This is a genomic window from Bacillus sp. EKM206B (assembly GCF_011066015.1).
Classification (GTDB): domain Bacteria; phylum Bacillota; class Bacilli; order Bacillales; family Bacillaceae; genus Bacillus; species Bacillus velezensis.
The window spans coordinates 299,930-306,726 of sequence record NZ_JAAMNL010000006.1 but is presented as its reverse complement, the minus strand read 5'-3'; the positions used below and the strand labels follow the sequence as shown (position 1 = coordinate 306,726).

General features: G+C 45.9%; 5 protein-coding genes, 1 tRNA gene and 1 riboswitch. Of the genes, 5 read left to right on the top strand and 1 reads right to left on the bottom strand.

Features of this window, described 5'->3' with window-relative positions; translation table 11 throughout:
- Nucleotides 1-324 precede the first annotated feature (324 nt).
- The 4 genes from G9F50_RS13915 to thiC all read left to right on the top strand — a co-directional run bounded on the left by G9F50_RS13915 (nucleotide 325) and on the right by thiC (nucleotide 4,961).
- A tRNA-Leu gene (locus tag G9F50_RS13915) sits at nucleotides 325-406 on the top strand.
- 145 nt (nucleotides 407-551) lie between these two features.
- Nucleotides 552-2,123 carry a Na+/H+ antiporter NhaC family protein gene (locus tag G9F50_RS13910; RefSeq protein WP_060562055.1) on the top strand — a complete coding sequence of 524 codons (1,572 nt, stop codon included), beginning with the start codon at nucleotides 552-554 and terminating at the stop codon, nucleotides 2,121-2,123.
- Nucleotides 2,124-2,208: 85 nt separating this feature from the next.
- Nucleotides 2,209-2,907 (top strand): Type 1 glutamine amidotransferase-like domain-containing protein, encoded by a 699-nt coding sequence (locus G9F50_RS13905; protein WP_060562056.1) that lies wholly within the window; start codon nucleotides 2,209-2,211, stop codon nucleotides 2,905-2,907.
- Nucleotides 2,908-2,956: 49 nt separating this feature from the next.
- Nucleotides 2,957-3,067: riboswitch (TPP riboswitch) on the top strand.
- Between the two features lie 121 nt (nucleotides 3,068-3,188).
- Complete coding sequence (thiC, locus tag G9F50_RS13900) at nucleotides 3,189-4,961, top strand: phosphomethylpyrimidine synthase ThiC (RefSeq protein ID WP_060562057.1); 1,773 nt, start codon at nucleotides 3,189-3,191, stop codon at nucleotides 4,959-4,961.
- 40 nt (nucleotides 4,962-5,001) lie between these two features.
- Here thiC and G9F50_RS13895 read toward each other — a convergent pair whose 3' ends face one another.
- A complete protein-coding gene (locus G9F50_RS13895) occupies nucleotides 5,002-6,357 on the bottom strand; it encodes an FAD-binding oxidoreductase (RefSeq protein ID WP_060562177.1) in 1,356 nt (451 codons plus the stop codon).
- Between the two features lie 259 nt (nucleotides 6,358-6,616).
- On the opposite strand from G9F50_RS13895, the gene G9F50_RS13890 reads away from it, so the two are divergent.
- The gene (locus G9F50_RS13890) at nucleotides 6,617-6,796 is read left to right on the top strand and encodes an FbpB family small basic protein (protein ID WP_007610206.1); all 180 of its coding nucleotides are present in this window, start codon (nucleotides 6,617-6,619) and stop codon (nucleotides 6,794-6,796) included.
- Nucleotide 6,797 lies beyond the last annotated feature (1 nt).

The window sequence follows — 6,797 nt, the reverse complement described above, 5'->3', positions numbered from 1 at the left end:
TGGAATTGGCAGACACACAGGACTTAAAATCCTGCGGTAGGTGACTACCGTGCCGGTTCAAGTCCGGCCCTCGGCACCAATTTAACTTTGAACGAAATATGTTAAATTGGTCATCAGTTTTCACATTATAAAACATATATGAGAGTGATTTGCATATTGCAGATCACTTTTTTTATATAATAAAAACGTAATGACTATCAATATAAGTTTCTTGCTTGTATCGTATATACTGCATTACCATTTAAAAAACTTTGCTAAAACCGTTGACGTTTTATGAAATACATGTTATATTTATATACGTCGGTTGAACACGACGCATTACATGCCGGTGTGGCGGAATTGGCAGACGCGCACGACTCAAAATCGTGTTCCTTCTGGAGTGCCGGTTCGACCCCGGCCACCGGTATACTAAGGCTTCTACAATATGTAGAAGCCTTTTTTGTTGTGTGAAAATATCCTCCAAGGCTTGTGAAAACATGATACCTGCTGATTGTATAAATCCGCTTTTTTCAAAGATACTAACAAGAAGTTCTTTGAAAGAGGTGTTTTTTATGGAAGGGACTTGGGCTTGTCTTATCCCATTTATTCTGGTCATTCCCATTTCAATCATTACAAAGCAAGTGCAGTCCGGCCTGTTTGTCGGTTTGCTGGTCGGAAGCTATCTTTTGCATCCCAGCTTGCTTGGCGGGATTGAGCATATGGTTCAATATGTAATCAGCAACATTGTCGTCACCAATAATATTAGAATCATTGTGTTTCTATATTCATTTGCCGGCCTTGTAGGGATTATAAAGCTGACCGGCGGGATAAAAGGATTCGTCCATTTGATCAGTAAAAAAGTTAAAACCAAAAAAGGTGCGATGCTGCTTGCATGGCTGTCGACATTTGGCACGTTCAGTGAACCGGACTTTCGCATCGTCACAATTGCACCGATCATGAAAGCTTTAAGCAAGCGTCTGGACCTGTCGAAACAGAAAATTGCGTATGCCATTGAGTTTACGGCAAACCCTGTCATTGCCTTGATTCCGATAGCAACGGCATTTGTCGGCTACATGGTTTCCATTATCGGACAGGCCCTTAAAACGTCAGGAATAGATCAGCCGGCTTACACGGTGTATGTGAAAAGTATTCCCTTCAATTTTTTCTCCATTGTGATTATAGTAGTCGGAATTTATTACTGCTTTTTTAAGAAACAAAAAGCGGACGAAAGCTTAGAAAAAACAGAAAAGAGCGGACAAACTTCTGCTCGCAAACATAACAAAAATACGGAACCGATTCCGCGGAACAGCGGTGTGTTGCTTTCAAAAGGCTCAGGTTCATTCAACATGGAAACAGGGACGATCTCAGATATTCACGGTGGACATACGGGAATGTTCGAAAGTGATGAGCATGCTGACCAGCAGGAGGAGCTGGATTCGGCGCACCGTGCTTATATTAACGAAACACCGATTCGGCCGTGGAATTTAATCATTCCGATCGGGCTGTTTTTGCTATTAACACTCTTTCTCAGCTGGTGGGACGGCCATTCAAAAGCACAAGGGTTTTTGAATGCTTTTATCAAAAGCGATATGCTTGGCGTCATGTTAACCGCATTATTGGCAGCGGTTATTGCAGCATTTGCTCTTTTTATGTTTCAGCGTTTTCATGCAGGCGAGCTTGTTACCCATTTTATTAAGGGCGGAAACGAATTGGTCAACGTTATTATTATGTTATCGCTGATTTGGGCCGTAACAGCAGTATCTGAAGATCTGGGATTCTCGGAATATGTTACTTCTCATTTAACGTCATGGATCCCTCATATGTTTATTGCGCCGTCTCTTTTTATACTGGGGGCTGTTATATCCTATTTTATCGGGTCATCTTGGGGGACTTGGGGGCTTTTAATGCCGCTCGGCGTAACGCTGGCGGTTCAGTCACATACCAGCTTATTATTAGCGATCGGGGCCGTGTTTGCGAGCGGAACATTTGGAGCGTTTGCTTCTCCTCTCAGTGATAATACGGTGACAACCTGTACGGTGTTGGGGATCGATGTTGTGAAGTATGCCCGTTCGAAGCTTGTTCCGGCGCTTATCGCCGCGGGGATCTCCGTTTTGTTATACGGTGCGTTTTCATTTTTCAGATAACAAATACTTTTTAAAGGCGGTATCCGAAATGGGGATAACGCCTTTTTATGAGCTGTTATACTAGAGGAAAAAAGAGGTGATGACATTGAAGCAGATTATTGCAATGGGCGGCGGGGGCTTTTCCATGGAGCCGGATCATCTTGTGCTGGATCAGTATATTTTAGAGCAGTCGGCGCGGTCAAAGCCGAAAATTTGTTTTTTGCCGACGGCAAGCGGAGATTCGGAGAATTATATCGGCAGGTTTTATCAGGCCTTTCAAAAGCTGCGGTGTGAGCCGGATCACTTGTCGCTGTTTAAACCGCTGGGTTCTGATCTCAGATCCTTTCTCATGAAGAAAGATATTATATATGTCGGCGGCGGAAATACGCGCAATATGCTTGTCTTATGGAAAGAGTGGGGGATTGACCTTATTCTTCGTGAGGCTTGGGAAAACGGCATCATGTTGGCGGGTCTCAGCGCCGGGGCGATTTGCTGGTATGAAGAAGGATTGACGGATTCGGCTGGAGATTTGAGAGAGTTAAGAGCTTTAGGATTTTTGCGGGGAAGCTTTTGTCCGCACTATGACGGAGAAGCGGAGCGCCGGCCGGTGTATCACCGTCTGATTTCAGAAAAGAAACTCAGCGAGGGCTATGCCGCTGATGATGGTGTTGCGCTTCATTATAAAGACGGTCAGCTGTTCCGGGCTGTCTCTTCCAGGGAAACCGCAAAGGGTTATCGGGTTTTTAATACCAAAGAAGGCGTTCGGGAAACAGAGCTTATGACCGTACCGTTATCTGAATTTTGATAATATGCTTTTTTTTGTACACAACTTATGTTACGATGAGAGCGAAATCAATAGTTACTGGGGGTGCCCGTCTGAGCGGGCTGAGAGAGAAGCGGCGGCTTCTTAACCCTTTGGACCTGATCTGGTTCGTACCAGCGTGGGGAAGTAAAGGTTTTATTATTGTTGATGAAAACAATAATAGTTTCTTTCTGACTGCAAAACCGGGTTCTTCTTTGAACCCGGTTTTTTTGTGCTGGTGCTGAGCTTGGTTCTGTTATTCAAATGATAAAGGAGAGATTTGTATGCAAAATCAATCAGTACAGCAAGCGAACATTTCCATTATGTCGAGTTTTTCCGGCAGTAAAAAGGTTTATACAGAAGGTTCTTCGCCCGATATACGAGTGCCGATGCGGGAAATCAGCCTGAGTGCGACTACGGGGGCATTCGGGGAAGAGGAGAATGCGCCGGTCCGTGTTTATGATACGAGCGGGCCGTATACAGACCCGGATGTACAGATTGATATTCATGAAGGGCTGGGGGCGCTCCGCACAAAGTGGATTACCGGGCGCGGAGATGTAGAAGAATATAATGGCCGGACCGTGAGACCTGAAGACAACGGTTATAAAAAAGAGGGCCGTGCCGCTGAATACCCCGGCCTACAGCGGAAACCGCTTCGGGCCAAGCCGGGGAAAAATGTAACACAATTGCATTATGCGAGAAAAGGCATCATTACGCCGGAAATGGAGTTTATCGCAATACGTGAGCATGTGTCTCCCGAATTTGTCAGAGACGAGGTAGCCAGCGGCCGGGCGATTATTCCTTCTAACGTCAACCACCCGGAAAGCGAGCCGATGATTATCGGCCGGAATTTTCATGTGAAAATCAATGCAAATATCGGCAACTCGGCTGTTACATCTTCTATCGAAGAAGAAGTCGAAAAAATGACGTGGGCGATTCGCTGGGGCGCCGATACGATGATGGACTTATCCACGGGAAAAGACATTCATACGACGCGTGAATGGATTATCCGCAACTGCCCCGTGCCTGTGGGGACGGTGCCGATTTATCAGGCGCTTGAAAAAGTAAATGGCATTGCCGAGGATTTAACGTGGGACATTTATCGTGACACATTGATTGAGCAGGCGGAGCAGGGCGTGGATTATTTCACCATCCATGCCGGCGTACTGCTTCGTTACGTCCCGTTAACGGCTAAACGCACGACGGGAATCGTATCCCGCGGCGGGGCGATTATGGCGCAATGGTGCCTGGCTCATCACCAGGAAAGCTTTCTGTACACGCATTTTGAAGAAATTTGTGAAATCATGAAGACCTATGATATCGCTTTTTCTCTTGGTGACGGGCTTCGCCCCGGTTCGATTGCGGATGCCAATGATGAAGCGCAGTTTGCGGAATTGGAGACTCTCGGAGAATTGACGGAGATTGCGTGGAAGCACGATGTGCAAGTGATGATCGAAGGACCGGGTCATGTGCCGATGCATAAAATTAAGGAAAATATGGACAAGCAGCTGGAAATTTGTAAAGAGGCGCCTTTTTACACGCTCGGGCCATTAACGACGGATATCGCTCCGGGTTATGACCACATTACTTCAGCAATCGGCGCGGCGATGATCGGCTGGTACGGGACGGCGATGCTTTGCTATGTCACGCCGAAGGAGCATTTGGGGCTGCCGAATCGTGATGATGTAAGAGAAGGCGTCATTACGTACAAAATCGCGGCACATGCCGCAGACCTTGCTAAAGGCCATCCGGGTGCACAGATCCGTGACGATGCTCTGTCTAAGGCGCGGTTTGAATTCCGGTGGCGTGATCAATTTCATTTGTCGCTTGATCCTGAAAGAGCAATGGAATATCATGATGAAACGCTGCCGGCTGAAGGCGCAAAAACGGCTCACTTCTGTTCGATGTGCGGTCCGAAGTTCTGCAGTATGAGAATTTCTCAGGATATTCGTGATTATGCGAAGGAAAACGGACTTACTGAAGACGAGACCGTCAACGAAGGGCTGAAAGAAAAAGCAAAAGAGTTTGCAGAGAAGGGAAGCCGTTTATATCAATAAAAGAAAAGATGAAGATGGAGTTTGCCCATCTTCATCTTTTTTAGAAAAACGGTGAACGGCGAAGCGGCGGAATGCTCTGTTCAAAGCGGAATATATTTTCCGGATCGTATTTCGTTTTGACTTGACGGAGGCGGTGAACATTTTTTCCGTAATACGTTTGCAGCCAGTTTCTGATTTCTCTATCAGGCCAATTCACGTAATCTCCCATCGTTTCTCTTGATAGGGACGTTCTCAGTCCTTCGATCCAGCGGACATTTTGTCTTTCTTCTTCAGCAGATGTCCAAGTTGTAATATATTCTTGGGCAATGATTGCGTTGCGATAGTAGAATGCCGTTTGGTCAGGAGCGATCCGTCCGGCCGCCCCGCCGAGAGATTGCTGCCACACACTGGCGTTTTCGTTCGGAGCGTGCTCTAAATAGCGCTTTAAAGTGGAAATCGCGCGTGTTGATAATGGTTTTTCAATAAAGGATCCTGACCGCTTCATCTTTTGCGGCTGATTGCCTCCCGGGCTGTTAAAAAAGGCTGCCGCTTTAATAAATGGCACTGTCTTGACCATGCCGCTTGCCGGTTTTCCCGCTTTCATTAACGGAGCCAGCAGTTCTTTCAGCTCATCTTTTGTCCCGGTAAATTGACCGAGCGCTTCTATGCGGTTTACTTCCTTAGGCCAAAACTGGATTGATGAGGTAAGCCGGTTGTCTATAAATGGAGCCCAGCGCTGCCATGTGTTAAATACTTCCTCAAAATCATCCCAGCCCCAAGTGACAGAAAAAACAGACACGCACGAGATCGGCACGGCTTTAAACATCATGGATGTGACAATGCCGAAGTTGCCTCCCCCTCCTCCCTGAGACGCCCAAAATAGATCAGAGTGCTTTGAACGGTTGACTGTGATCAAGTCAGCACCCGCTTTTTCGTCTGCTATGATCATTTCGAGCTGGAGAAGACGATCGCAAGTAAGTCCGGCTGTCCTTGTTAAATATCCGATTCCTCCCCCGAGCGTCAGCCCCGTGATTCCCACATTCGCAATGGTTCCCGCAGGAAGGGTCAAGCCGTACCGCCAGAGTGTCCGGTAGACTTCCCCCAATTCGGCTCCCGCTTCAATCGAGACCAGCCGCTTATCCTCATTTACTCTTATTTTCTTCATTTCACTGAGATCAATGACTAGTCCGTCATTTAACAGGGAAAAATTTTCGTAGCTGTGTCTTCCGCCTCTGATACGGAAAGGCACATTGTTCTCACGTGCCCATCTCAGCGCATTGAGGGCGTCATGTTTATTTTGACAAAACACAATGATGTCTGGATATCTTTGCAGGCTTAAATTGATATTGGTTCTCGCAGCATTATAGTCCGGGTCATCTTTTTTGACGATGCGACCGGTCAATGTTGTCTTTTCCACATTCTCACTCACTTTCACTTGTAATCTGCTATGTTTTCTAGCATATGCGGAAAAATGAGAGAGTGTATGAGGAAAACCCCCGGAAGGAAACGATATTTTAAATTATAGTTGACAGGTAGGGATTATATGAATTAACATAATCATTACATATTTCCAAACGATGGCTGATCGGATCACCGAAGGCTCTTATCTTTTAAACAGATAAGGGCCTTTTTTGCGTGAAAGTCATTGAATGAAATGAAAAGCGGAGGGATGAAAAGTGGCGTTGAAAAAGGTATCACATGTGCGCAAAAAGAGCAAAAAACGAAAAAAGTACAGAAAACGCACATTGAATTTCGAACTGCTTGTAGAGAAAAACAAACGGGAGATTATGAGAAATGAGAAACAGATGGAGCAGATTTATATAAAGATAGATGAAAAGCATGCGGGGGTTCGATAAA